Genomic DNA, 24,755 nt, shown 5'->3' on the forward strand with positions numbered 1-24,755 from the left:
CCGCCCTCCCACCGGGAGGGCGGAGCCGTTTCGCACGGCGTACCGTTCCGGGCGCCCCCACACGCGGACTTCCGCGAGACGGAAGGGGCATTGCGGCCCGCTGACGCTCTCCTCGACGATGCCACCACCCATCAGAGACGGGAGCGCCGAAGATGCCGCACACCACCGCCTTCGCCAGGAACCAGTGGTACGTAGCCGCCTACGCCCATGAGATCGGGCGGGAGTTGCTCGGGCGGACCGTGCTCGGGGAGCCGCTCGTCCTCTACCGGACCGAGGACGACGGCCGGCCCGTCGCCCTGCACGACCGGTGTGTGCACCGGCGCTATCCGCTGTCCGCCAGCGGGCTCGACGGCGACCGGATCGTCTGCGGGTACCACGGGTTCACGTACGACACGACGGGTGCGTGCGTGTACGTGCCCGGTCAGAAACGGGTTCCCCGGACCGCCCGCGTGGCCGCCTACCCGGTGGTCGAGCAGGACGCCCTCATCTGGGTGTGGATCGGCGATCCCGCCCTCGCCGACCCGGAGGTCATACCCCGGGCCAGGCATCTCGACTCCCCCGGCTGGGTCACCGTCAGCGGGATGGAGCCGATCGACGCCGACTACGGGCTGCTCGTCGACAACCTCCTCGACCTGTCCCACGAGACGTATCTGCACGGCGGTTACATCGGCACCCCCGAGGTCGCCGAGACGCCCATCACCACCGAGGTGGACGAGGGCGCCGGCATCGTGCGGGTCAGCCGGCGCATGGCCGACGCCGCGTGCCCGCCCTTCTATGCCAAGTCGACCGGTATCAAGGGGCGGATCACCCGCTGGCAGGACATCGAGTACCACGCGCCCTGTCTGTATCTGCTGCACAGCCGCATCGCGCCGGTCGGGGTCGTGCCCGAACCGGACGGCAGCGACCCGAACGGCTTCCACACGGAGATCACGTACGCCATCACCCCGTCCGCCGAGGGCAAGGTGTACGACTTCTGGATGGTCTCGCGCGACTGGGCGACCGAGGACGCCGAGGTGACCGAGTTCCTGCGGGCCAACAACCACACGGTCGTGATGCAGGACGTCGACGCGCTCAACCTGCTGCAGCGCACGCTCGGCACCGAGCGCGGCGGCTACCAGGAGCTGAGCATCAACATCGACACCGGTGGTCTGGCCGCCCGCCGTATCCTCGCCCGGCTGGTCGAGGAGGGCGACAAGCCCGTGGAGAAGGTCCTGTGAGCGGTTCCACCGGTGAGGTCTACCGCATCGACTGGCTGCCGGGCACCGACGTGCTCCACGGCACCTGTCACTGCGGGGCCGAGCACACCTCCGAGGACCCCGTCGCGATGTGGGAGTGGATGCTCGGCCACCCCGAAGGACACACGCCCGAGGGGCACCGCTCATGAGCTCGTACGAAGCCTGGGAAGCCGAACTCGTCGTCTCGCGGCGGGACGTGGCCGCCGACGGCGTGCTCGCCCTCACCCTTCGCCATCCGCTCGGCGAGGAGCTGCCCGGCTGGGAGGCGGGCGCCCACATCGACGTGGTCCTCGGGCCGGATCTGGAGCGGCAGTACTCCCTGTGCGGCGATCCCGCCGACCGGCGCGAGTGGCGTGTCGCGGTGCTGCGGGAGCCCGGGGGACGCGGCGGATCCGCCCATGTCCACGGGCGGTTGCGCGAGGGCGACACGGTCCGGGTGCGCGGGCCCCGTAACCACTTCGCCCTGAAGCCGTCACCGCGCTACCTCTTCGTCGCGGGCGGCATCGGCATCACCCCGATCCTGCCGATGCTGGCCGCGGCCGAGGCGGCGGGCGCCGACTGGACCCTGCTGTACGGCGGGCGGACCCGTGACTCCATGGCGTTCACGCAGGAGTTGAAGCCGTACGGAGGCCGCGTGCGGGTCTTTCCGCAGGACGAGTACGGGCTGCTCGATCTCGCCGGCGCGCTCGGCGGTACCCCACGGCCGGACACGCTCGTCTACTGCTGCGGCCCGGCTCCGCTGCTGGACGCCGTGGAGGAGCGGTGTGCGGGGTGGCCGGGCGGCACCCTGCACGTCGAGCGCTTCCAGCCCGGGGACGTAGGTGTGACGGCCACTCAGGCCGACTCCACCGAGGCCGAGTTCGACGTCGTGCTGGAGCGGTCGGGGCGTACCCTCACCGTGCCCGCCGACACCACCGTGCTCGACACCGTGCGCGCGGCGGGCGTCGAGGTGCTCTTCTCGTGCACCGAGGGCACCTGCGGGACCTGCGAGACGGACGTCCTCGACGGCACGCCCGACCACCGGGACTCGGTGCTCACCGCCGAGGAGCGGGCGGCCGGCGAGACCATGCTCATCTGTGTGTCCCGGTGCCTCGGGAAGCGCCTCGTGCTCGACCTGTGATCCGCAGGTCCGCCTCGATCCGGGCGACCGTGGCCAGCAGATGGGGCAGCAGGTCACGGCGCACGGACTCCACCGAGTTGCGGCTGGCGTGCACGGGGACGTTGACGGCCGCCACCACCTCGCCGTCCCGGTCGCGCACCGGGACGGCGACCGAGCGCAGGCCCTCCTCCAGTTCCTGGTCGACGATCGCGTACCCCTGGCGGCGTACCCGGCGCAGTTCGGTGCGCAGCAGTTCGCCCGAGACGATCGTGCGGGCCGTCAGGGGGCTCAGGTCCGCGCGGGACAGCCGGGTGTCGATCTCCTCGTCGGGCAGCTGCGCGAGCAACACCCGTCCCACCGAGGTGACATGGGCCGGAAAGCGGCTGCCGACGGTGATGGTCGCGGTCATGATGCGGTGCGTCGGTACGCGGGCGACGTACACGATGTCGTCTCCGTCGAGGACACACAGGGACGACGACTCCCTTATCTGCGCGACGAGTTGTTCCAGATGCGGCTCGGCGATCTCCGGCAGGGTGAAACTGGACAGGTAGGAGTATCCGAGTTCCAGGACGCGCGGGGTGAGCCGGAACATCCGGCCGTCCGTCTCCACGTATCCCAGGTCGAAGAGGGTCAGCAGGAAGCGCCGGGCCGCCGCGCGGGTCAGGTCGGTGATCCGCGCCACCTCGCTGAGCGTGAGCTCCGGATGGTCGGCGTCGAAGGCGCGGATGACCGCGAGGCCACGCTCGAAGGAACGGACGAAATGCGGTTCGCGGGCTCCAGCAGGCATCATCGCCTCCACGGGACGCACGCACGGGACGCACGAGGGTGCGCTCTGCGCACGCTAGGAGCACACTTCGGCAACTGTCAACGACCTTGCGTGTCAGGAGCATTGACCTGTTCCACGGCCAGGTTCTACGTTCCCGCTGAGCACTTCTGTGCGGTCTGCGCACAGCCTGTCGAAGAACTGTCCCGATCGTTTCAGTAGGGGGAGTGATGCGTCGTCTGCTCATCGGCCTCGTGACCGGCGCCCTGTTCGCCGCCGCGACGGCCTGCGGTTCGTCCGACTCCCCCGGGTCGGACGACAAGGACAAGGCGTCCGGCGGTACCACCACGGTCAAGGTCGGCGTCATCCCCATCATCGACGTCGCCCCGCTGTACCTGGGCCAGAAGAAGGGCTTCTACAGCGAGCGCGGCATCAAGCTGTCCCTGACGAGCGCGCAGGGCGGGGCGGCGATCGTGCCCGGTGTGGTCTCGGGCCAGTTCGACTTCGGCTTCAGCAACATGACGTCCCTGCTGGTGGCGCAGTCCAAGAACGTGCCGGTCAAGGCCGTGGTGAACGGTGTCGCGTCCACCGGCAAGCAGGGGGCCGACTTCGCGGAGCTGGCCGTGAAGAAGGGCAGCCCCCTCAAGTCCGCCAAGGACGTGGAGGGCAAGAAGGTCGCGGCCAACACGCTCAACAACATCTGTGACACCTCGACCCGGGAGTCGGTCCGCAAGGACGGCGGCGACCCGTCCAAGGTGAAGTTCGTGGAGATGCCCTTCGACCAGATGCCGGCCGCGCTCGAAGGCGGTCAGGTGGACGCGGCCTGTGTCGTGGAGCCGGCGCTCGCGAGCATCAAGGCCCAGGGCGGCACGTCCATCGCGTCGCTCTTCGTCGACGTGTCCCCGGACCTCACCGTGGCCATGTTCTTCTCCTCGCAGGATTACGTGCAGAAGAACCCGGAGATGGTGAAGAAGTTCGAGGCGGCGACCGTCGAGTCCCTGGAGTACGCGGACAAGCACCCGCAGGAGGTCCGCGAGATCATCAGCACGTACACGAAGATCCCGAAGCCGCTGGTGGAGTCGCTGGTCCTGCCGCGGTGGCCCGCCGAGCCGGACCGTCGCTCCATCGAGAGGCTGGCCGAACTCGGGCAGCAGGACGGCCTGTTCGAGAAGGAGCCGGACCTGGACAAGCTCCTTCCGTGAGGGGCGCCAACGCCCTGCTGGGCGCCTGCGGGCTCGCCGCCTTCCTCGCCCTCGGCGAGGCGGTGCCGCGGCTCGGGCTGGTCGACGAGGAGTACTTCCCGCCGACCAGCCGCATCGCCGACGCGCTCACCGGCGAGCTGTCCGACGACGCGTTCTGGACCGCGCTCGGGGACACCCTCACCGGCTGGGCGATCGGGCTCGTGATCGCGGTGGGCGCGGGCATCGTCGCGGGCGTCCTGATCTCGGTGACGCCGTACCTGCGGGAGGCGACCGCCTCGACGATCGAGTTCCTGCGCCCGATCCCGTCGGTGGCGCTGATCCCGCTCGCCGTGCTGCTGTACGGCACCGAACTGCGCTCGGTGCTCCTGCTGGTCGTCTACGCGTCCTTCTGGCAGGTCCTCGTGCAGGTCATGTACGGCGTCCAGGACGTGGACCCGGTCGCCGAGGAGACCGCCCGCTCGTACGGCCTCGGCACCTGGGCGCGGGTCCGCCATGTGCTGTGGCCCACGGCCCTGCCGTACGTCATGACGGGGGTGCGGCTGGCCGCGGCGGTGGCGCTGATCCTCGCCGTGACGGCCGAACTCGTCATCGGCGCACCGGGGTTGGGGGCGCGGATCGCCGTCGCGCAGACCTCGCAGGCGGTACCGGAGATGTACGCGCTGGTGGTGGTCACCGGTCTGCTGGGACTGCTCATCAACGTGGGCGCGCGGACCGTCGAGCGGCGGGCGCTGGCCTGGCACCAGTCCGTACGCGGGGAGGTGGCGGTGTGAACCGCCTGGAACGCGTCCTGCTGCGGCTGCTCCTCGTGCTGGCGCTGCCCGCGCTGCTCGTCGTGGCGTGGTGGTACGCGTCGGACGGCAGCACGGACATCTACTGGCCGCCGCTGCGCACCATCCTCAGCACGTTCCCGGACGTGTGGACCGGCGAGCGGCTGCGCGAGGACGTCCTGCCCAGTGTGCTGCGGCTGAGCGCCGGTTACGCGTGCGCGGCCGTCGCGGGTGTGGCGCTGGGCACGGTGATCGGCTCGTACCGCCGGGTGCGGGCGGTGTGCGAGCCGGTCCTCGAATTCCTGCGGGCGGTGCCGCCGCCCGTGCTCGTCCCGGTCATCATGCTGTTCGCGGGCATCGGCGACACGATGAAGGTCGTGGTGATCGCGAGCGGCTGCGTCTGGCCGATCCTGCTCAACACCGTCGAAGGCGTCCGGGCGGTCGATTCGGTGATGTCCGAGACGGCCCGCTCCTACGGCATCAAGGGCGTGGCGCGGCTGCGGCACCTGGTGCTGCCCGCGGCGAGCCCGCAGATCTTCGCGGGGCTGCGCCAGGCCCTGTCCATCGGGATCATCCTGATGGTCATCAGCGAGATGTTCGCCGCCAGCAACGGGCTCGGCTTCACCATCGTCCAGTTCCAGCGCGGCTTCGCCATCCCCGACATGTGGACCGGGATCCTGCTGCTCGGGCTGCTCGGGTTCGTCCTGTCGGTTGTCTTCCGGCTCGTCGAGCGTCGTGCGCTCGGCTGGTACCACGGTGCGCGCGACGCCTCCCGGCGGTCGTCGTGAACCTCGCGAAAGGGCGGTCCATGCTCGACGTACGCGGCCTGCAGAAGGTCTACGAGGGATCGGGCCGGCGGGTGGAGGCGGTGCGCGACCTCACCTTCACCGTGGACGCCGGTGAACTGGTCTGCCTGGTCGGGCCGTCCGGCTGCGGCAAGACGACCCTGCTGAAGTGCGTGGGCGGCCTGCTCGCCCCCACGGCGGGCGAGGTGCTGGTCGGGGGCCGTCGGGTGACGGGGCCGCCGCCGGACATGGCGGTCGTCTTCCAGGAGTACGGGCGCAGTCTGTTCCCCTGGATGCGGGTGCGCGAGAACGTCGAACTGCCTCTCAAGCAGAAGAAGCTGACGGCTGCCAGGCGGCGTGAGCTGGTCGCCGACGCACTGGCCTCCGTCGGCCTCCTGGACGCGGCGGGCGCGTACCCGTGGCAGCTGTCCGGCGGGATGCAGCAGCGGGTGGCCATCGCCCGCGCCCTGGCGTACGAGCCTCACGTGCTGCTGATGGACGAGCCGTTCGCGGCGGTGGACGCCCAGACCCGGGCCGATCTGGAGGATCTGGTCCGCGGGCTGTGGCGGCAGCGGGGCATCACGATCCTGTTCGTGACGCACGACATCGACGAGGCCGTCTATCTCGGCGAGCGGGTGCTGATCCTGTCCTCCTCCCCGACCGTCGTCCAGGAGCAGCTGAAGGTCGATCTGCCCGTCGACCGGAACCAGTTGCACACCCGCGTGGCCCCGCGCTTCGCCGAACTGCGCACCCATGTGTACGAGCAGATCCAGGCGGCGAAGCGTGGCACCCCGGTCGCCGACCGGCTGGTGAAGGACCTCACCGACACACCTCCGCCCCAGTGAGCCCCAGCAGACCCCCGTGGGTCCCGGCAGACGGCGTACGCACGTGTCACCTGCGGCCGGTGAAGGTCCTCATGCCTCGGTGGCGGGCACCACGCTGAGGTGGCCCGCCGCGCGCCGCCCGCGGCCGGGTCTGCTCGTCCGGCGCTTCGCCGGTTCCGGGCGGCGGGCCTCGCGCAGGACCAGTGTCAGCCGTGTGTACCCCATGTCGCGCAGGGTCTTGGGGGTCTCGCCGACGATCCGGCAGGTGCTCCCCCACCGCGGATCGGGGTGCAGCAGCGGCCGTACCGCCCCGTCGTGCTCGACGGCGTGCCGGCCCACCGAGCGGATCCAGTGCGGCAGGCCGTGCCGGTAGGCGGCGTCCATGATCGGGTCCTGGGCGATGTCCCGCAGGATCGACTGGAGTCCGTGGTCGTGGCCGTGCCGCTCCACGGCGGCGGCGAAGTGCGCCAGCATCGGCAGGCACCAGCTCGACTCGTGCTCGGCGAGGACCGTGCCCGCGTCCGGGTGGAAGAGGACGAACCGGAGGAAGTTGTCGCCGGGCATGGCGGTGGGGTGCGGGCCGACCGCGCGGAAAAGTGTCTCGAACGCGTCGTTGGCGAGGACGACGTCCCAGCGGTGGTCGACGACGACGGACGGAAAGGTGACGGCGTCCAGAAGTGCTGCGTAGTCCTGGAGGTACGCCTGGGCCTCAAGACTGTCGGGGACGGGCCGCGGCTGCGGCCGGGGCCCTCCTGCCTGGTATGCCATCGGGAGGTCCACCCCTCTTGCCTATGCGGGCTTCACGCGGCGTCGTGATCCTGCTACCCCGGTCGGAGCGGTGTCAACTATCGTGGCATTTGGCGCCCGTTGACGGCTGAATCCCGCCACAGTTGTGGCGAGACCTGGATGCGAGTTCGACCAAAGGGCTACTCTCCGGTCTTCGGGCAGTTCACGCTGCACAACACGGATCCCCACAGGGACTTCACGTCCGCGGGGTCCGGTTCCCCCACAGCGTTCGGTCGATTGAGACGTAGGAGAACTGTCGGTGACGGATGGCTTCGAGGTTCCGGGCGCCACGGCGACGGGTCTGCTGCCGGCCGTCGTGGCCCGGGTCGCCGGTCTGGCGGACCGGCTCGGCACACCGCACAGCGAGGTGTTCGACGTCCGCCGGCTGTCCGCCGCGTCGGGGGTCCCCGAGGTCGTGGTCGCGTCCCTGCTGAACGGCCGGTCGGCGGGCGAGCCCGACCTCCAGGCCCGGTTCCTGCAGCGCCTCGACCTGCTGCGCCGCACCCGTCTGAAGCCCAACGGCCGCCGGTACACCCAGCAGGAGATCGCCGACGGCGCGGGCATGTCGCGTCAGCAGGCGGGCGCGCTCATCAACGGCGACCGGCGCCCGACCATGGAGCACTGCGACGCCATCCAGCGCTTCTTCCGCGTCCACGCCGGTTTCCTGTCCGCCGAGGACCCCGAGGCACTCGTCGGCGCCCTGCAGCGCACCGAGCAGGATCTGCTCCAGCGGCTCGCCGACCGGGAGCGGCAGGCGGACCCGGCGATCGCGGACGACCCCCTGGAGCGGCTGCTGCAGGACCACGGGGTCCGCGGCATCGCCTGGCGGGCCGCGCAGCTGCCCACCGATCAGCACCGGGACAAGGTCGCCGAGTGGCTGGACATGCTCCTGGAGAGCGTCAAGCGGCCCGAGTCGTGATCCGGGGGACTGCCGTGGGTGTCGGAAGGGAGATGCGCCGTCTGTGCGGCGAGCTGGTCGACGCGCTGTCGCTCCCGGCGCCCGCGGAACCCGGGGAGCTGTACGCGGCGCTGTGCGAGGCCATGAGCAGCAGGCGCGGCAGGCCGGTCCGCTTCCGTACGGCCCCCTTCCCGCCGGGCACCGCCAGCGGGCTCTGGCTCGACATGGCGGACTGGGACCTCGTGGTCGTGGAGGAGCGCACCGCGCCCGACCACCAGCTGGTGATCCTCGGCCACGAGCTGTGGCACATGAGCGCGGGCCACCGCGGCCACCATGTCGAGGGCGCGGCCGTCGCCGCCCGGCTGCTGTCGGACGACGCCGATCTGCGGGCGACCGTCCGCAGGGTGGCGGCGCGTACCCGCTTCGACCTGGCCGACGAGAAGGACGCCGAGAGCTTCGGGCTGCTGCTGGCGAGCAGGTGCCGGGGGTGGCTGGCCGGTCCGGGCGCGCGCGGGCCCGTACGGCGTGAGGGTCTCGCGGGCCGCATCGAGGCGTCCCTGGGCTACCGCGGGCCGCAGGACTGAGAGCGCCGGTACACCGTGGACGGGTCCAGTTACTACCTGCCCGCCGTCGCCATGGCGGCCGTCCTGGCCGTCAAGTCCCCTTCGCTGCTGCGCTCCTGGCGCGATCCGCTGCTGCGGTCGGTGTGCTGGCTGCTGGCGCTGACGGGGCTGGTGTTCTTCTTCGCGGCGCCGCCGACCATCGCCGAGGTCAACGACGCCGTCGGCGTCACGAACGTCTCCGCGCCGCTCGTCTACTGTCTGCTGAGCGCGTTCAGTGCGGCCTGTCTGGTACTGATCGTCAACTGGCGCGGTGGCCCGCCCGAGCGGACCCGGCGGATGTCCCGGCGCTGGATCACCGGGTACGGCGTCGTGGTCGTGGCGCTGGTCGCGCTGTTCGCCCTCGGTGACACCCCGGTCGAGCGGCTGCGGGACTTCGACACGTACTACGCCGACGAGCCGTTCGTCCGCGAGATGATCGTGCTCTATCTCGGCGCGCTGGCCGTGGCGGGTGTCGCGATGAACGTGATGTGCGGTCGCTGGGCGCTCCAGGTGCACGGCCGGCTGCGGGCCGGACTGCTGATCATCGTGGCGGGCTATGTGTGCAACATCGCCTATCTGACCGCCAAGTTCACCGCGGTGGTGGCGCGCTGGAACGGCGGGAACCTCGACCACCTCAGCACCGACGTGGCTCCGGTGCTCGCCTCCGCCGGGGCGCAGATCAGCGCGGTCGGCTTCTGTCTTCCGCTGGCCTGCCAGCGGGCCGGCGCCACCTGGTCGACGTGGTGCACGTACCGCCGTCTGGGGCCGTTGTGGCGGGAACTGGCTCCGGTGACGCCGTACGCGGGCCGCGCGGCCCGGATGTCCTGGTGGTCCCCCGCCGAACTCCAGGTCACCCAGCGGGAGTCGGACATCCACGACGGCCTGCTGAGCCTCCACCCGTACTACGACACCGGGTTACGGGCCCGTGCGCATGCCGCGGCCCTCGCGACGGGCTCCGACCCCGCCCAGGCCCGCGCCGAGGCGGACGCGGCGATGGTGGCGGCGGCGGTCCGGGCCCGCACCGCCGCCCCGGAGGGTGGACTCCCCGAGCCCCCGGCCCCGGCGGAGCCCGCCGAGACCCCCCGCGATCTCGTACGCGTGTCCCAGGCCCTGCACCACTCCCCGGTGGTGCGGGCCACCCGCACCGGAACCGCCCCCTGAGGCCGAGACACCCTCTCAGCCGGGCGCAGCCCTTCCTCGAAGGCGGCGCAGCCCCTTCGAGGGGCGCGGGGAACTGCGCGCCCGGCCCCGACGCACCCGCGGTCGACACACGGCCCAAGGCCCCCGGGCATCAGGTCGCACTCCGCTCGCTGGCCGCCCGCAGATCCCGCTCGCGCGCACGACCGCGCACCACGTCCGCCCGGGACCCCGTCTCGACACCGGGCCGCCCGTCCCGCAACAGCGCACCCCACCGCTCACGACTCCAGTCGGCAGGACTGGTCCCTGCGACGAACTCCCGCACGAGCGCGAGGAACCGCACCGGCTCCGCGTGGAACGGAAAGTGCCCGGCGCCCTCGAAGATCTCCAGCCGGCTCCCCGGCATCGCCTCGTGCGCCCCGTATGCGTGCCGCACGGGCACCACTCCGTCGCGGTCGCCCCACACCAGCAGCGTGGGCATGCCCTCGGTGAGGTAGCAGCGGTCGAGCATGGTCACCACCTGGCCGCGCCAGTCGACGACCGCCCGCAGGGTGCGGATGAACGCGCTGCGCGAGGTCGCGTCGGGCAGCGCGTCCACGAGGGTGAGCAACTCGGGCGCGTCCTGCCCGAGATCGGTGTCGAACAGCCGCATCAGGTGGGCGAACAGCCGGGCCTGGAACGCCATGCCGGGCAGCCGCAGCGCGGCCAGCGCGAGATGCGCCCCGGGCAGGGACACCGCCCGCAGTACGGGGTTCACCTCGCGGCCCACGCCTCCCGCGCCGACCAGGATCAGCCGCTCGGTGCGCTCGGGGAACTGGTAGGCGAACTGCATGGCGACACCGCCGCCGAACGAGTGCCCGACCAGCGTGGCCCGTTCGACGCCGAGCGTGGCGAGCAGATCGCGCAGACCGTTGGCGTAGGCGGCCACCGAGTAGTCGGCCCGTGGCTTGTCGGAGGCGCCGTGGCCCAGCAGGTCGGGCGCGATCACCGTATGGGTGCGGGCCAGACCGGGGATGATCCCGGCCCAGGTCGCGGAGGAGTCGCCGATGCCGTGGATGAGGACGAGGGCGGGGCCCTCGCCGGCCATGCGGTAGGCGCGGCGGTAGCCGTGCACCACGTGGTGACGCAGCCGCAGTTCGCCGTCGCCCACCGGTCGCAGCCGCACGGCCTCGCGCGGGCGCCGTCGTGGGGTGTGGACCACCGGCTCGTCTCCCCTCTCCGGGCCTGCGTTCCAGCGTAAGCCCCTTGTCCGACAAGGGGTTTCCGCGAGGTTTCCCCTCGGCTAACCGGGCGAACGAACACGTACGGAAAGGGCATTGTCAGTGGCGGACGGCAAGCTGGACCCAGCGCCACCGCTGTGCGGCGGCGCGAGCAGGACCGAAGAGCGGAAGCCGAGCCGAACCGGGAGAGCCGTCCGATGCCGACAGCCGTACTGACCGATCACGAACGCACCGCCGTGCAGGCCTATCTGCGCCTGCTGCAGACCGTCCGAGCCGCGATGGACGCCCCGTCCGGTGCGGGGCGCCCGGTCGTCGTGCCGCCCTCGGCCCTCGCGGAGGCGGAGCGCGCACTGGCCGCGGCGGGCCTTGAGGGCAACGAGGAGGCGTTCTTCCGCCTGCTGCACACCTGGTGCCCGGAGGTCTGATGAACCACCGTCAGCCCCTGGGCCGCCCGTCGCCGGGCGGAGCCGCGCTCAGTCCTGCCCGTGCGGCACGGTCACCGAGGTCGCCACGAGTCCCCGGCTCACCGTCCACCGTCCTTCGAAGCGGCCGATGCGACGGCCGTCCACCACCGGCCCCGGCACGAGGAGTCCGGCGCTCAGGCCGCCGGACGTGGTGTGTCCGGGATCCATGAAGACCTCGATGTCGGCCTCCGAGAAGTCGAGCCACTTGCCGGTGAGGGGGAACCACGCCTTGTAGACCGACTCCTTGGCGCTGAACAGGAGCCGGTCCCAGTGGATCCGCGGGTGGTCCGCGGCCAGTTCGTCCAGCCGCCGGACCTCCTCGGGCAGCGCCACCGAGGGCAGCACGTCGGCGGGGAGCGGCAGATGGGGTTCCGCGTCGATGCCGAGGGAGGCCAGGTCGGTGGCCCGGGCCAGTGCGGCGGCGGCGTAGCCCTCGCAGTGCGTCATGCTGCCGATCAGCCCGGCGGGCCAGCGCGGGGCTCCCCGGTCGCCGCTGACGACGGCCTGCGGGGGCACGCCGAGCTTCTCCATGGCACGCCTGGCGCACCCGCGGACCACGGTGAACTCGCGGCGCCGCTTCTCGACGGCGCGCGCGATCAGCGCCTCTTCCTCGGGATACAGCTCGGGGTACGGCGTCGGGGCCCCGGTGCCCTCGGCGTGGTCGTCAGCGTGTGCCTCCACGGCCACGACCGACTCCGGGAGCAGTTCCTCGATCACCGGATCCGACCTCCATCGGCAGAATGCGGCGCAGCTTGCCCGGCGGTTCCGAGCGCTTGCGCCACTCGCGGGGGTAGCCCACCGACACCTCTTCGAAGCGGACGCCGTCGAGCCAGGTGGTGCGGGGAATGTGCAGATGGCCGTAGACCATGACGGCCACGCGGTGGGTGCGGTGCCAGTCCGCGGTGAGCCGGGTGCCGCACCACATGGCGAACTCCGGGTACCAGAGGACGTCCGTGGGGTGCCGGTCCAGCGGGTAGTGGTTCACGAGCACCGTGGGCAGCCCGTCGGGGATCTCCGCGAGCCTGCGTCCGGTCTCGGCCACCCGGGCGCGGCACCAGGCCTCGCGGCTGGGGTACGGGTCGGGGTGCAGCACGTGCTCGTCGGTGCAGACGATGCCGGTGCCGTGGGCGTACGCGAGGCCCTCTTCCTTGGTGGCGCAGCCCGCGGGCAGAAACGAGTAGTCGTAGAGGAGGAAGAGGGGGGCCACAACGACCGGTCCTTCGGGGCCCTCCCACACGGGGTAGGGGTCCTCAGGGGTGACCACGCCCAGCTCGCGGCAGAGCCGCACGAGGTACTCGTAGCGGGCGACTCCGCGCAGAGTGACGGTGTCCTTGGGGTGGGTCCACAGTTCGTGGTTGCCCGGTGCCCAGATCACCTTCTTGAAGCGCCGGCTGAGCGTTTCGAGGGCCCAGCGGATGTCGGCCACCGTCTCCGCGACGTCGCCGGCCACCAGGAGCCAGTCGTCGTCGGTCTCGGGGCGCATCTCCTCGACGAGGGCGCGGTTCTCGGCGTATCCGATGTGCAGGTCGCTGATGGCCAGCAGCCGGCCCTGACGGTCAGCCGTCGTCACCCTCGCCCCCTCCCCGTGCCGGGACGCCTCGCGGGCGCCCGGATGAGAACACAAGAACACACGCGCACGGCGCCGTACAAGAGCGACCGCGTGCGGGGTTCGGCCCCGGCCGACGAGGCGCCGGGTACCCCGCCGGGGTGCCGTGCGGACCCCGCTCCGTCGCGCACCGCGGCACGCCCGCGCGGGCGGCGCCCGAGCGCTGCGCGCGGTCGCCGGACACGGGCCCGCACCCGCCGCCGATCGGTCCGTCACCCGATCCGACGATCGGACGACGGTGATATGGAGCACCGGCGGGCATCCGGGCGCGCCCTGCGGCGACCGCTCCGCGACTGTGCGGCGCAGGGCCTCTGACCTGCCGGGCGAGCCCCGGCGGGCCCGTCGGACGGGCCCGTGCGGCGGAGCGCGCGGGTGATTCCGTAACACGCCCGTAGCAGCAGCACTGCTCAGGAACCCCTATGATCGGCCATACACAACCGCCACGAACTCCCGTTTTCGAACGGCGGTTTTGTGTACCCACTCAACCTCTTGCCGAGCACGGCCTGATTTGACGTGCCCGCAAACCTGAAAGGCGGCCTGCATGGTCTCTCGCGTACGCGTCTGGCTCAACCGCACGTACGCGGAGAACGTGTTCTTCATGGATCAGCTGCGGCGAAATCCGTGTGGCCGCGCGGTCGAGATCCACGCCACCCACGGCGACCCCGACTCCCCGATCCTGGCCGCCGCGGACATCGCCGCGATGGAGCCGGAGGGGCTGTCCCCGGCCGCGTACGTCGAGTACGCGCTCGACCAGTGCGCCCGGAACGCGATCGACGTGTTCGTGCCCGTCCTGCACCAGACCGCCCTGGCGGAGCACCGCGAGGAGTTCGCCGCGGTCGGCACCGCGCTGCTCGCGCCGCCCGCCGAGGCCGTGCACACCTTCCAGGACAAGGTCGTCGCGTACGAGGCAGTCGAGAAGCTCGGCGTGCCCACGCCTCCGTGGCGGCGGGTGCGCACCGCCGACGAGCTGATCGCGGCGGTCGACGAGCTGGAGGCCGCCGGTCACAAGGCATGCTTCAAGCCCGCCTCCGGAGCGGGTGGCGTCGGCTTCCGCATCATCACGCGTACCCCCTTCTCGCTCCTGCACCTGAGCGGTTTCCCCAGCCCGTACATGCCGCTGGACCTGGTCGTCCAGGCGCTGCAGCAGGCGGACGAGCCCGTGGACTGGCTTGTCATGCCCCTTCTGGGCGAGCCCGAGGTGTCCGTGGACTGCCTCACCGGCCCGGACGGACGGGTGCGGATGGCGGTCGGCCGGACGAAGAACGGGCGGCGGCGCGGCTTCACGCTCGACCCGTCGTTCATCGAGCCCGCGCGGGCCCTCGCGGAGGGCTTCGGGCTGCACTACCTGACGAACATCCAGTTCCGGATGCTCGGTGACGAGCCGGTCCTCATGGACGTGAACACGCGCCCCGCGGGCGGTCTGCACCAGCTCTCGCAGTGCGGGATCAACGCGCCGTGGGCCGCCGTGCGCCTCGCGCTCGGCGAGGAGCCGGGTGACGTCGTCCCGCCGTTCCTCGGTTCGGACTACGCGGTGGTCTCGGGGCCGCGCGCGGTGCGTCCCGTGTCGGCGCCGGAGCAGCACACGGACCTGGACCTGCCCGCCCACGTGTCGGCGCCGGAGGCCGTCACCGAGGCGCAGACGGGCCGCACTCCCCACTCGGCGAAGGCGACTCGTTCGGCTCAGGCCTCGCAGTCCTCGGACAGTCCCCTGACCGTCTGACCGGTCGGCGACCGCTCCGGGATCAGCCGGAGCAGCCTGCGGTTCAGGGGGTGTCCGGTCAGCCGGCCGGGTACCCCCACGCTTTTGCCAACTCGGCCAGCCGCGGCGGCAGTTCGGCCTGCGGGTCGGCCGGGCGGGCCGGCTGGACGCGGCCCGACCTGATGGTGGGGCTCCAGTCGCCGAGCTGGGGCCGGAACGTGCCGTGGTCCTGCTTCCCGTAGTCGAGCATCGCGCTCTCCCAGGGCACGTCCAGGTACGCGCACAGCCCGCGCGTGGCCCGCTCCGGATCGGCGGTGAGGTCCTCGTACGTCATCACATGGGCGTCGAGGGTGCGGCGGGCCTCGTCCAGCCGGACGCCGTAGTCCAGGACCTCGGCGCGGATCTGTTCGGGGTCGGGGTCGGTGCGGCGGTCGGTGAGGGAGGCGACCACGGCGCCGGGGTGGCGCAGCAGCACGATGTAGCGGGCGTTGGGCCAACATCGGTGCAGGCGCGGCCAGATGAGGGTGTTGGGCGGGGTCTTGTCGACGATGATCCGCTTGCCGGAGCGGGCGAGTTCCAGGTGCAGCACCCGGTCCCACAGCGTGTGCTCCAGCTCCTCCTTGTCCAGCTCCAGCGCCCGCATGGCGTCGGCGGTGAAGTCGCGGGACAGATGGACGTGCAGGGTCCGCAGATGCATCTCGTGCGGGGCGCGGATGCTGCTGTGGCTGTTCAGCAGGACCCGCAGGAGGGTCGAGCCCGAGCGGACGCAGGACAGGACGAAGACCGGCGAGTCCACCAGCCGCGGGGCGCGGGGCGCCACATAGGCGTCCCCGGCCGGGGAGCCCTCGGCGTCGCGGGGCGCGGGCAGGGCGTCGAGGTTCCGGCGGGGAGGACTGACCGCCTGGGCCATCAGTCTGCCGCGGCGCCGAAGCCCCTTGCCGATCGCGGACATGCGCGGGTCTCGCACGGTGACACCTTTCTCTCGTGACGCGCCTCATCACAGGGGCGCCGAGCGAACCGCAGGTGTCGCGCGGGGAAAGGGGACGGGTCACGGCGGGCCGCGCATCCACCGCGACCCCACCGTGACCGGCCCTGACCAGCTCTCCTACCGCTTCCTTAATTGTTCATGGGAATCGGGGTCACCGCTTCCGCATGAGCGTGTCCCTCACTTCCCCACGGCCAGGCGCAGCGTCCGGATCTCGAAGGGGCGCAGGATGACGGGCACGCCGTTGCCGTCCGTGTCCGCCGTCGACAGCGGGCGCTCCAGGAGGTCGGTGATCTGGGCCCCGGCCAGCGGGAAGCTCGTGCGCAGGGTGCCCTGCGCCCGGCCGCCGCGGGACTCGTAGAGGCGTACGACGACATCGCCCGAGGCGTCGTCGGCGAGCTTGACGGCCTCGATGGTGACGCCCTCGCCCTCGACGGAGACGACCGGTCCGGGGGTGCCCGCCGAGTCCGCCACCCGCAGCGGCAGGTTGAGGGAGTAGCCCTCGGCGACCGCGTCCTCGATGGTCGCGCCGGGCAGCAGCGCGTAGGTGAAGTGGTGCCTGCCCTGGTCGGCCGCCGGGTCCGGGATGCGCGGGGCGCGGACCAGGCTGAGCCGGACCGTGGTCGTCGTACCCCCGTCCTCACGCACCGTGCGGGAGACGTCGTGGCCGTACGTGGAGTCGTTGATGACCGCGACGCCGTAGCCGGGTTCGCCGAGGTGGACCCAGCGGTGGCCGGAGACCTCGAAGCGGGCCGACTCCCAGGTGGTGTTGGTGTGCGTGGGCCGCTGGATGTGGCCGAAGGCGATCTCGGCGGACGAGTGCGCCGCCCGGATGTCCACCGGGAAGCCCGCCTTGAGGAACTTCTCGGCCTCGTGCCAGTCGATGTCCGTCTCGAAGTCGATCCGGGGGCTGCCGGCGCGCAGGCTGATGGTCTGCGTGATGCGCGAGCCATTGCCGAAGGAGCGCTCGACACGGATCGCCCCGAGCAGCGGGTCGTCCTCGACGACCGTCACGTACTCGGTGTCCAGCAGGTCCGTGTAGCGGTTCTTGTAGTGCTTGTCGACGTCCCAGGCGTCCCAGTAGTTGGGGAGGTCGGTGTGGAGGCGGAGCAGGTTGCCCTTGTCCGCGAGGACCTCACGGCCGCCGGCGCGCAGGTCGCGTACGGAGGACAGGGTGCCGTCCTCGGCGATCTCGACGCGGACCAGGCCGTTGTCGAGGACGCGGCCGGTGACCGTCACGGGCTCGGGCGCCGCACCCGTGCCGAGGGGCGCGCTGCCGTTCGCCGGGACGACCGTGTGGGCGAGGGCGCCGTCGGCGGTCCGTACGACCTCCCGGCGCTCGACGGGGCTCGTGTTGAAGACGCGAGGGCCGCCCGTGCCGAGCACGGTGACCGCCTCGGCGGTCAGTGCCTCGACCTCCTCGGCGACGCGCGCGTACTCGGCCTCCGCCTCGCGGTGCACCCAGGCGATCGAGGAGCCCGGCAGGATGTCGTGGAACTGGTGGAGCAGGACCGTCTTCCAGAGCCGGTCGAGCCTGTCGTGCGGGTAGGCGTAGCCGGGCGCGTGCAGCGCGGCCGTGGTGGCCCACAGCTCGGCCTCGCGGAGCTTGTGCTCGCTGCGGCGGTTGCCCTGCTTGGTGCGGGCCTGCGAGGTGTAGGTGGCCCGGTGCAGCTCCAGGTACAGCTCGCCGACCCAGACCGGGGCGTCGGGGTACTCCGCGCGGGCCTTGGCGAAGAAGTCGTCGGGGTGCTCGACGACGACCTTGGGCGAGCCCTCCAGGTCGGCGAGGCGGCGCGCCCGCTCCATGATCTCGCGGGTGGGGCCGCCGCCGCCGTCGCCCCAGCCGAAGGGGGCCAGCGAGCGGGTGCCGACGCCCTTCTCCTGGTAGTTGTTGGTGGCGCGGGCCATCTCCTCGCCGCTGAAGCGGGCGTTGTAGGTGTCGACGGGCGGGAAGTGCGTGAAGATCCGCGTGCCGTCGATGCCCTCCCACCAGAAGGTGTGGTGCGGGAACTTGTTGGTCTGGTTCCAGGAGATCTTCTGGGTCAGGAACCACTCGTTGCCCGCCAGTTTGGCGAGCTGCGGGTAGGACGCGGTGTAGCCGAAGGAGTCCGGCAGCCACACGCCCTTGGTCTCGACGCCGAAGTGCTCCATGAAGAACCGCTTGCCGTGGACGAACTGGCGGGCGACGGCCTCGCCGCCGGGCAGGTTGCCGTCGGCCTCCACCCACATGCCGCCGACCGGCGCCCACTGGCCCTTCTTGACGGACTCCTGGATGCGGGCCCAGACCTTCGGGTAGTTGTCGCGCACCCACTCGTACTGCTGGGCCTGCGAGCAGGCGAAGATGAAGTCCTCGTACTCGTCGGCGAGCGAGGTGACGTTCGAGAAGGTGCGGGACGTCTTGCGCTTGGTCTCGCGGATCGGCCAGAGCCAGGCGGAGTCGATGTGCGCGTGGCCGACGCCGGAGACGACGTGGGCGCTGGCGTTGGCGGGCCTGGACAGCGCGGGCTTCAGCGCGGCCCGTACGTCGGCGGCCGAACCGGCGACGTCGTCGAGGTCCAGCAGGTCCAGGGCCCGGTCCAGGGCGTGGGTGATCTCGTGCCGGCGGGGGTCGTGCTCGCCCAGTTCCAGCATCAGCTCGCGCAGGACCTGGATGTCGAGGTCGAGGTGCCAGACCTCCTCGTCGAGGACGGCGATGTCCGCGCGCCGGAAGGTGTAGAGGGGCTTGTCGCCCGCGGTGCGGATGTCGCCCATCGGCGTGATCTTCGAGAAGTCGTCGGCGAGGATGTCCGGGTTGGAGGCCGCCTCGACCAGGTAGTCGATCTCCTCGCCGCCGACGGCGGGGTTGGCGATGGCCACGTACTGGTTGAGCGGGTTGACCGCCTTCAGCGGGGTGCCGTCGGTGAGGTGGACGAGTGCCTCGGCCTGGTTGCCGGGCCAGTCGCCGACGAAGCCGAGGTCGATGACGGCCTCGACGCGCCGGCCCGCCCACTCGGCCGGCACCTGCCCGCGCATCCGGAACCAGGTCGTCCCCCAGGGCGGGCCCCACGGGGTGCCCATCGCGAAGGGCGCGTACGGGGCGGACGCGGCCTCCTCGAAGGGGACGGGCTCCCCCGGGGCCTGCCATGCCTCGATCTCGAAGGGCACGGCGGCGGCGTAGATCGCGGCCTTGATGCGCTGGTCGTGAAGGCGCTGGACGCGCTCCTCGATTCGCCGGCGTTCGTCGTGCATGAAAGTCTCCAGGTAACGAGCGGGGAAAGCGCTTACTTGAGGTAGGCGAGACCAGGATGGACCGCGGTGTACCCGTCCACCAGGTTGCGGGCCACATTCACCGAGTCGACCAGCGGATGCAGCGCGAAGGCCTTCACGGCCGTGGCGCGCGATCCCGACCCGGCGGCGGCCAGCACCTCCCGCTCCACGGCCTTCACCGCGCACACCAGACCGGTGGCGTGGCCGGGCAGCGGGGCGACCGCGACCGGGTGCGCGCCGTTGGCGTCCACCAGGCAGGGCACTTCGATGACGGCGTCCGCGTCGAGCGCCGCGAGGGTGCCCTGGTTGCGGACGTTGAGGATGAGCGTGGTCCGCTCGTCGCGGGCGATGGCCCGCATCAGGGCGAGCGCCACCTTCTCGTAGCCGCCGGAGAGGTCGTCGGCGTCGCGCTCGCCCGCGCCGGCCGTCTCCCGGTTCTCGGACATGTACGTGGCCTCGCGCTCGGCCCGCGTACGGTCCCAGGCGGTGAGGGCGGCGCTGTCCGGGCGGCTCATCTCCTCGTAGAAGTGGGCCTGCTGGTCGCGCAGGAACGCGCCGCGCGTCTTCTCGGCCTGGCTGTAGGCGCGGACGGCCTCGCGGTTGAAGTAGTAGTAGTGCAGGTACTCGTTCGGGATGGCGCCGAGCGACTGGAGCCAGTCGGTGCCGAAGAGCTTGCCCTCCTCGAAGGAGCCGAGCAGGTCCGTGTCGGCGAGCAGCCGCGGCAGTTCGTCGCGGCCGGCGACGTGGAGTCCGCGGACCCAGCCGAGGTGGTTGAGGCCGACGTAGTCGATCCAGGCCTCGCGCGGGTTGGCGCCCAGCACCCGGGCGATGCGGCGGCCGAGGCCGACCGGGGAGTCGCAGATGCCGATGACGCGGTCGCCCAGGTGGTGGGACATGGCCTCGGTGACCAGGCCGGCCGGGTTGGTGAAGTTGATCAGCCAGGCGTCGGGCGCGAGGCGGGCGACCCGCCGGGCGATGTCGACGGCCACGGGCACCGTGCGCAGGCCGTAGGCGATGCCTCCGGCGCCGACGGTCTCCTGGCCGAGGACGCCCTGGTCGAGGGCGACCCGCTCGTCGGCGGCGCGGCCTTCGAGGCCGCCGACGCGGATCGCGGAGAAGATGAAGTCGGCGCCGCGCAGCGCCTCGTCGAGATCCGTGGTGGCGGTCACGGACGGCGCGTCCGGGTGCGCCGCCGCCTGCTCGGCGAGGACGCGGGCGACGGCGGAGAGCCGCCCCTGGTCCAGGTCGTGCAGGACGACGTCGGTGACGCGGCCCTCACCGCGGTCGCCCAGGAGCGCCCCGTACACGAGCGGCACGCGGAATCCGCCGCCGCCCAGAATCGTCAGCTTCACGCAACTGCCCTTTCGCTGTTCCTCGGGGTCATCAGGGTCGACGGGGGTGGCGGGGCGGCGGGGGCCGCCGGGGCCGCCGGTGTCGCAGGGGCCGCCGGAGCCACCGGTGCCATGGGTGCCGCCGGTGCCATCGCGGTCCCGGAGCCCGCCGTCGCATTCCCGCGCACGATGGGGGCCACCGGCGCCCCCGGAGCCGCCGCTGTCATCGCGGCCCCGGAGCCCGCCGTTCGGTTCCCGCGCACGCCGGGGACCGCCGGTGCCATCAGTACCTCAAAAGCCGCCGGCGCCTTGGGCGCCCCGGGAGCCGCCGGTGCCATCGCGGCCCCGGAACCCGCCGCCCGGTTCCCGCGCACGCCGGGGCCCCTCGACCCCTGCCGTGCGCCGGGGCCCGTCGAGCCCTCCCGTGCGCCGGGCCCCGTCACCCCCTCCCGCGCGCCGCTCACGTGAGCACCACGCGTACGCCCGCCTCTTCCAGGGCGGCGCGCGTCCCGGTGTCCGCCGGTGCGTTGGTCACCACGACGTCCAGGTCCTCGGGCCCGCAGACCTTCGCCATGCCCGTCCCCGGGAACTTGGCGCGGTCGGCGAGCAGGACGACCCGGTCGGCCGCCTTGATCATGGCGCGCTTCACCGGCACCTCGACGACGGTCGTGTCCATCACCTGCCCTCCCGGCCGTACTCCGCTCGTTCCCAGGAACAGCCAGTCCGCATGCAGCTGGCGCAGATTGTCCTCGGTGAGGAAGCCGACCAGCGAGCGGTACTCGCGGCGGACCATGCCGCCGAGCAGCACCAGCTCGATGGCCTCGTCGTCCACCAGCTCCTCGTAGACCACGAGGTTGCTGGTGATCACGGTGATCCGGCGGCCGTGCAGCTGCCGGGCCAGCCGGTAGGCGGTGGTGCCGATGTCGAGCAGCACGGACTGGCCGTCCTCGACGAGGGCCGCCGCGCGCGCCGCTATGGCGTCCTTCTCGGCCACGCGCACCTCGGCGACCTCGGCGAAGGGCTGGTCGCCCTCCTCGGCGACCGCTCCGCCGTGCACGCGGGTGAGCAGGCCCTCCTCCTCCAGCTTGAGCAGGTCGCGCCGGACGGTGGCGGGGCTCACGCCGAGCTGCTCCGAGAGGTCGGTCACGGCCGCGGGGCCGCCGGAGCGCAGGGCCCGCAGGATCAGTTGATGTCGTCTCTCTGCCAGCACGAGCTGAACAGTACTCGTCATTGCCAATCATTTCTATGCTCAGTTCTGCTCGACTCTTGCCAAATCGGCTGGAGACGCGCACGATCCTGTCCACCGAAACACGATCCGGTGCACCGAAAATGAAGAGTTTTGACGAGAGGATGCGCTCGTGGGTGAGACACGGCCCGACGCGCGGCCCGATGTGCTGCTGACCGGGCTGCTCTTCTACGACCTCGTCCTGACCGGTCTGGGCAAACCGCCGACCCCCGGCGAGGAGATCTGGACCGACGGGATGGGCACGAGCCCGGGCGGCATCGCCAACCTGGCGGTGGCCGCGGCCCGTTACGGCCTGACGACCTCCCTGGCCACGGTGTTCGGCGACGACTACTACGGCGCGTACTGCCGTGAGATCCTCGCCGGCCAGGAGCACATCGACCTCTCGCTCTCCCGTACGGCGGACGGCTGGCACACCCCGGTCACCGTCTCGATCGCGTACGGCCACGACCGGGCCCTGGTCACCCACGGCCAGGAGCCCCCGTACTCGCAGGACGCGCTGATGGGCGACCCGCCCGCCGCGCGCACGGCCCTCGTGCACATCGAGGCCGAACCCCGCGACTGGATCGCCAAGGCCGCCGCGAACGGCACGAGGATCTACGCGGACGTCGGCTGGGACCCCACCCAGCAGTGGTCCTCGGCTCTCCTCGACCAGCTCGCCCTGTGCCACGCCTTCGTCCCGAACGACGGCGAGGCGATGGCGTACACCCGCACCGACACCGCGGCCGACGCGCTCTCCAAGCTCTCCGAGCTGGTGCCGGTGGCCGTGGTCACCCGCGGCCGGGACGGCGCGATCGCCGTCGACCAGACCACGGGCGAGCACGCCGACGTGCCCGCCCTCGCCACCGACGTGCTGGACGCGACGGGTGCCGGAGACGTCTTCGGCGCGAGTTTCGTCGCGGCCTCGCTCCAGGGCTGGCCCCTGGAGGAGCGGCTGCGCTTCGCGGTGCTGGCCGCCGGACTCTCCGTACAGCGGCACGGCGGAGCGCTGGCCGCGCCCGGCTGGTACGGCATCCACCAGTGGTGGCGCTCCGTCAAGAACCCCGAACTGCGGCGCGCGTACGGCTTCCTGACGGACCGTGTGCCCGTCGATCCCGGCCCTCCGGTTCCCCACGCCCCGGTGACTCCACCCGCCCCCACGGCACCCCCGATCTCCCCCGACGCATCTCCCGCGACGCATCCCTTCTGATGCCTGGCTCACCGATGCGTTTCTCCTGATGCGAAGACCGAACACATCCGAAAGGCGGTGGGAGCTGTGCGGCTCTCACGAAGGGGCCTGCTCCGCGCGGGACTGGCCGGTACGGCCGCGACCGCGCTCGGCGGCCTGGCGTCCGGCTGCGCCGTACCGACCGGCTCGACGGGCCGGAACATGGTGCTCTGGTACTGGAGCGGCGGCCTGAGCGACACCGTCGTCAAGAAGGCCAAGGCCCGTTACGACAGTGCCGTGGACCTGGACGCGATCCAGATCGGCGGCTACTACCGCTCCAAGCTCATCACGACGATGACCGGTCAGGCCCATGTCCCCGACATCGCGGGGCTCAAGGGCGAGGACATGGCGTCCTACCTGCCGAACGCCGACCAGTTCGTGGACCTGCGCACGCTCGGCGCGGAGAAGCTCAAGAGCCAGTACCTGGACTGGAAGTGGCAGCAGGGAGTGGCCCCCGACGGCAGCCTCGTCGGCTTCCCCATCGACGTGGGCCCCGTCGTGCAGTACTACCAGCCGGCCGTCTACGAGAAGGCCGGGCTCGCGTACGAACCGGACGACGTGTCCAAGGAGATGGGCACCTGGGACCAGTTCTTCGCGGCGGGTGAGCAGCTCAAGAAGCGGGTGCGCGGGGCGTTCATCCTGACCGACATCACCAGCGTCTTCGAGATGTCGATCGGACAGGGCACCCAGCGGTTCGTCGACAAGGACAAGCACTTCATCGGCGACCAGGAACATGTGCGTGTCTGCTGGGACCGTGCCGTGGAGGCCAAGCGGCGCGGCCTCGCGTCGAGCATCGTGACGGGCACGCCCGACTCGATCTCGGCCACCGAGAGCGGCGAGCTGCCCAGCCAGCTCAACGCCTCGTGGGCGGCGGGCGACCTCAAGCTCCAGTACCCGAAGACCAAGGGCAGATGGCGGGTCGCGAACTGTCCCGGCGGCCCCTCGAACGTCGGCGGCTCCTTCCTCGCGATCACCAAGGCCTGCCGTGAACCCGAGAAGGCCTTCGAGATCATCACCTGGCTGCTCAACGCGGACAACCAGGCCCAGGGCTTCATGGACGCGGGACTCTTCCCCTCGACCCCCGCCTCGTACGAGCTGAAGAAGCTGCGGGAGCACGACCCGTTCTTCGGCGACCAGATCACGATGGACGTGTACGGGCCGGCCGCGGAGAAGATCCCGGTGGCCTTCAACAGTCCGTACGACGTGGCGCTCGGGCAGCCGATCAGGGACGAGATCAAGAACGTCGGTGTCCTCGGCAAGAACCCCGAGAACGCCTGGAAGGACGCCATGAGCAAGTGCCGGCGTATCGCCGACCACCTGGGGGTGAGCTACTGATGGCCACCGCTCCCCTGGTCGAGAAGCCCCCGGCGCCCGTCGCCGAGCCGCCCGCGGCCCGGCCCAAGAAGGGCATCCTGAGCTACTGGCGGCTGTACGCCGCGATCTCCCCCTTCTATCTCCTCTTCCTCGCCTTCGGTCTGATCCCGGTCGGCTTCTCGCTCTATCTGTCGTTCCACCGGTGGGACGGCCTCGGCTCGATGGAGTACGCGGGCCTGTCGCAGTACCGCTATCTGCTGAGCGACACCGACTTCTGGAGCTCGATCGGCAACACGCTGATCATCTGGGCGCTGGCCACCTTCCCCATGATCTTCCTCGCGA

General features: G+C 71.5%; 23 protein-coding genes and 1 pseudogene. 15 read left to right on the forward strand and 9 right to left on the reverse strand.

Annotated features, from left to right (window positions below):
* Positions 1-152 precede the first annotated feature (152 nt).
* Genes ACFWGJ_RS22255 through ACFWGJ_RS22265 form a run of 3 tightly spaced genes read left to right on the forward strand, consistent with a single transcriptional unit; the run spans position 153 to position 2,355 of the window.
* Complete coding sequence (locus ACFWGJ_RS22255; RefSeq protein ID WP_387327143.1) at positions 153-1,217, forward strand: Rieske 2Fe-2S domain-containing protein; 1,065 nt, start codon at positions 153-155, stop codon at positions 1,215-1,217.
* On the forward strand, positions 1,214-1,384 hold the full coding sequence (locus ACFWGJ_RS22260; RefSeq protein WP_387327146.1) for a hypothetical protein: 171 nt from the start codon (positions 1,214-1,216) through the stop codon (positions 1,382-1,384). Before ACFWGJ_RS22255 ends, ACFWGJ_RS22260 begins: the two co-directional genes overlap by 4 nt.
* Positions 1,381-2,355, forward strand: coding sequence for a PDR/VanB family oxidoreductase (locus ACFWGJ_RS22265; RefSeq protein ID WP_387327148.1), 975 nt, complete (start codon positions 1,381-1,383; stop codon positions 2,353-2,355). The genes ACFWGJ_RS22260 and ACFWGJ_RS22265 overlap by 4 nt, the downstream gene beginning before the upstream one ends.
* On the opposite strand, the gene ACFWGJ_RS22270 is transcribed toward ACFWGJ_RS22265, so the two are convergent.
* Positions 2,306-3,121 carry an IclR family transcriptional regulator C-terminal domain-containing protein gene (locus ACFWGJ_RS22270; protein WP_387327186.1) on the reverse strand — a complete coding sequence of 272 codons (816 nt, stop codon included), beginning with the start codon at positions 3,119-3,121 and terminating at the stop codon, positions 2,306-2,308. The two genes, ACFWGJ_RS22265 and ACFWGJ_RS22270, sit on opposite strands and share 50 nt — an antisense overlap.
* 206 nt (positions 3,122-3,327) lie before the next feature.
* On the opposite strand from ACFWGJ_RS22270, the gene ACFWGJ_RS22275 reads away from it, so the two are divergent.
* From ACFWGJ_RS22275 to ACFWGJ_RS22290, 4 genes are read left to right on the forward strand one after another with little or no spacing between them, the layout of a single operon-like run.
* The gene (locus tag ACFWGJ_RS22275) at positions 3,328-4,299 is read left to right on the forward strand and encodes an ABC transporter substrate-binding protein (RefSeq protein WP_387327151.1); all 972 of its coding nucleotides are present in this window, start codon (positions 3,328-3,330) and stop codon (positions 4,297-4,299) included.
* Positions 4,296-5,069: an ABC transporter permease gene (locus ACFWGJ_RS22280; protein WP_387327153.1), complete on the forward strand. Its 774-nt coding sequence runs from the start codon at positions 4,296-4,298 to the stop codon at positions 5,067-5,069. Before ACFWGJ_RS22275 ends, ACFWGJ_RS22280 begins: the two co-directional genes overlap by 4 nt.
* Before the next feature lie 5 nt (positions 5,070-5,074).
* A complete protein-coding gene (locus ACFWGJ_RS22285; protein WP_387327188.1) occupies positions 5,075-5,854 on the forward strand; it encodes an ABC transporter permease in 780 nt (259 codons plus the stop codon).
* Positions 5,855-5,874: 20 nt separating this feature from the next.
* The gene (locus ACFWGJ_RS22290; RefSeq protein WP_387327156.1) at positions 5,875-6,696 is read left to right on the forward strand and encodes an ABC transporter ATP-binding protein; all 822 of its coding nucleotides are present in this window, start codon (positions 5,875-5,877) and stop codon (positions 6,694-6,696) included.
* 69 nt (positions 6,697-6,765) lie between these two features.
* Here ACFWGJ_RS22290 and ACFWGJ_RS22295 read toward each other — a convergent pair whose 3' ends face one another.
* Positions 6,766-7,443 (reverse strand): hypothetical protein, encoded by a 678-nt coding sequence (locus tag ACFWGJ_RS22295; protein WP_387327158.1) that lies wholly within the window; start codon positions 7,441-7,443, stop codon positions 6,766-6,768.
* A 277-nt stretch (positions 7,444-7,720) separates the two neighbouring features.
* Between ACFWGJ_RS22295 and ACFWGJ_RS22300 the strand changes: the two genes are divergently transcribed.
* Genes ACFWGJ_RS22300 through ACFWGJ_RS22310 form a run of 3 tightly spaced genes read left to right on the forward strand, consistent with a single transcriptional unit; the run spans position 7,721 to position 10,122 of the window.
* Entirely contained in the window at positions 7,721-8,380 is a 660-nt protein-coding gene (locus tag ACFWGJ_RS22300; RefSeq protein WP_107020059.1) for a helix-turn-helix transcriptional regulator, read from the forward strand.
* A gap of 32 nt (positions 8,381-8,412) precedes the next feature.
* Complete coding sequence (locus ACFWGJ_RS22305) at positions 8,413-8,943, forward strand: toxin-antitoxin system, toxin component (RefSeq protein ID WP_387327190.1); 531 nt, start codon at positions 8,413-8,415, stop codon at positions 8,941-8,943.
* Positions 8,944-8,958: 15 nt separating this feature from the next.
* Positions 8,959-10,122, forward strand: a complete 1,164-nt coding sequence (locus ACFWGJ_RS22310) for an MAB_1171c family putative transporter (RefSeq protein WP_387327161.1) — start codon at positions 8,959-8,961, stop codon at positions 10,120-10,122.
* A gap of 130 nt (positions 10,123-10,252) precedes the next feature.
* On the opposite strand, the gene ACFWGJ_RS22315 is transcribed toward ACFWGJ_RS22310, so the two are convergent.
* Complete coding sequence (locus tag ACFWGJ_RS22315) at positions 10,253-11,299, reverse strand: alpha/beta fold hydrolase (RefSeq protein WP_387327163.1); 1,047 nt, start codon at positions 11,297-11,299, stop codon at positions 10,253-10,255.
* A 216-nt stretch (positions 11,300-11,515) separates the two neighbouring features.
* Here ACFWGJ_RS22315 and ACFWGJ_RS22320 point away from each other — a divergent pair, with 216 nt between their 5' ends.
* Positions 11,516-11,743, forward strand: coding sequence for a hypothetical protein (locus ACFWGJ_RS22320; RefSeq protein ID WP_387327165.1), 228 nt, complete (start codon positions 11,516-11,518; stop codon positions 11,741-11,743).
* A 48-nt stretch (positions 11,744-11,791) separates the two neighbouring features.
* Here the strand turns inward: ACFWGJ_RS22320 and ACFWGJ_RS22325 are convergent, their stop codons facing one another.
* Both ACFWGJ_RS22325 and ACFWGJ_RS22330 read right to left on the reverse strand, forming a co-directional pair.
* Positions 11,792-12,499, reverse strand: coding sequence for a 4'-phosphopantetheinyl transferase (locus ACFWGJ_RS22325; RefSeq protein ID WP_387327167.1), 708 nt, complete (start codon positions 12,497-12,499; stop codon positions 11,792-11,794).
* Complete coding sequence (locus tag ACFWGJ_RS22330; RefSeq protein ID WP_387327169.1) at positions 12,447-13,352, reverse strand: metallophosphoesterase family protein; 906 nt, start codon at positions 13,350-13,352, stop codon at positions 12,447-12,449. The genes ACFWGJ_RS22325 and ACFWGJ_RS22330 overlap by 53 nt, the downstream gene beginning before the upstream one ends.
* Positions 13,353-13,929: 577 nt before the next feature.
* Here ACFWGJ_RS22330 and ACFWGJ_RS22335 point away from each other — a divergent pair.
* The gene (locus ACFWGJ_RS22335) at positions 13,930-15,108 is read left to right on the forward strand and encodes an ATP-grasp domain-containing protein (protein WP_387327171.1); all 1,179 of its coding nucleotides are present in this window, start codon (positions 13,930-13,932) and stop codon (positions 15,106-15,108) included.
* Positions 15,109-15,166: 58 nt separating this feature from the next.
* Here ACFWGJ_RS22335 and ACFWGJ_RS22340 read toward each other — a convergent pair whose 3' ends face one another.
* The 4 genes from ACFWGJ_RS22340 to ACFWGJ_RS22355 all read right to left on the reverse strand — a co-directional run bounded on the left by ACFWGJ_RS22340 (position 15,167) and on the right by ACFWGJ_RS22355 (position 21,859).
* Positions 15,167-16,054 (reverse strand): sulfotransferase family protein, encoded by an 888-nt coding sequence (locus ACFWGJ_RS22340; RefSeq protein WP_387327173.1) that lies wholly within the window; start codon positions 16,052-16,054, stop codon positions 15,167-15,169.
* 198 nt (positions 16,055-16,252) lie between these two features.
* Entirely contained in the window at positions 16,253-19,300 is a 3,048-nt protein-coding gene (locus ACFWGJ_RS22345; protein ID WP_387327176.1) for an alpha-mannosidase, read from the reverse strand.
* 32 nt (positions 19,301-19,332) lie between these two features.
* Entirely contained in the window at positions 19,333-20,670 is a 1,338-nt protein-coding gene (locus ACFWGJ_RS22350) for a 6-phospho-beta-glucosidase (protein WP_387327177.1), read from the reverse strand.
* 439 nt (positions 20,671-21,109) lie between these two features.
* Complete coding sequence (locus ACFWGJ_RS22355; RefSeq protein WP_387327180.1) at positions 21,110-21,859, reverse strand: DeoR/GlpR family DNA-binding transcription regulator; 750 nt, start codon at positions 21,857-21,859, stop codon at positions 21,110-21,112.
* A gap of 148 nt (positions 21,860-22,007) precedes the next feature.
* Here ACFWGJ_RS22355 and ACFWGJ_RS22360 point away from each other — a divergent pair, with 148 nt between their 5' ends.
* From ACFWGJ_RS22360 to ACFWGJ_RS22370, 3 genes and pseudogenes are all read left to right on the forward strand, one after another.
* The gene (locus ACFWGJ_RS22360) at positions 22,008-23,081 is read left to right on the forward strand and encodes a carbohydrate kinase family protein (RefSeq protein WP_387327182.1); all 1,074 of its coding nucleotides are present in this window, start codon (positions 22,008-22,010) and stop codon (positions 23,079-23,081) included.
* 66 nt (positions 23,082-23,147) lie between these two features.
* The gene (locus ACFWGJ_RS22365) at positions 23,148-24,434 is read left to right on the forward strand and encodes an extracellular solute-binding protein (protein WP_387327184.1); all 1,287 of its coding nucleotides are present in this window, start codon (positions 23,148-23,150) and stop codon (positions 24,432-24,434) included.
* A pseudogene (locus tag ACFWGJ_RS22370) lies at positions 24,434-24,755 on the forward strand (sugar ABC transporter permease); the annotation flags it as partial. The gene ACFWGJ_RS22365 and the pseudogene ACFWGJ_RS22370, both read left to right, overlap by 1 nt.

The organism is Streptomyces sp. NPDC060205 (genome assembly GCF_042728395.1).
Classification (GTDB): Bacteria; Actinomycetota; Actinomycetes; order Streptomycetales; family Streptomycetaceae; genus Streptomyces.

Coding starts and splice junctions, on each gene's coding strand:
- ACFWGJ_RS22290 (WP_387327156.1), top strand. CDS start 5,875: ATGCTCGACGTACGCGGCCTGCAGAAGGTCTACGAGGGATCGGGCCGG.
- ACFWGJ_RS22335 (WP_387327171.1), top strand. CDS start 13,930: ATGGTCTCTCGCGTACGCGTCTGGCTCAACCGCACGTACGCGGAGAAC.
- ACFWGJ_RS22275 (WP_387327151.1), top strand. CDS start 3,328: ATGCGTCGTCTGCTCATCGGCCTCGTGACCGGCGCCCTGTTCGCCGCC.
- ACFWGJ_RS22270 (WP_387327186.1), bottom strand. CDS start 3,121: ATGCCTGCTGGAGCCCGCGAACCGCATTTCGTCCGTTCCTTCGAGCGT.
- ACFWGJ_RS22320 (WP_387327165.1), top strand. CDS start 11,516: ATGCCGACAGCCGTACTGACCGATCACGAACGCACCGCCGTGCAGGCC.
- ACFWGJ_RS22295 (WP_387327158.1), bottom strand. CDS start 7,443: ATGGCATACCAGGCAGGAGGGCCCCGGCCGCAGCCGCGGCCCGTCCCC.
- ACFWGJ_RS22265 (WP_387327148.1), top strand. CDS start 1,381: ATGAGCTCGTACGAAGCCTGGGAAGCCGAACTCGTCGTCTCGCGGCGG.
- ACFWGJ_RS22305 (WP_387327190.1), top strand. CDS start 8,413: ATGCGCCGTCTGTGCGGCGAGCTGGTCGACGCGCTGTCGCTCCCGGCG.
- ACFWGJ_RS22345 (WP_387327176.1), bottom strand. CDS start 19,300: ATGCACGACGAACGCCGGCGAATCGAGGAGCGCGTCCAGCGCCTTCAC.
- ACFWGJ_RS22255 (WP_387327143.1), top strand. CDS start 153: ATGCCGCACACCACCGCCTTCGCCAGGAACCAGTGGTACGTAGCCGCC.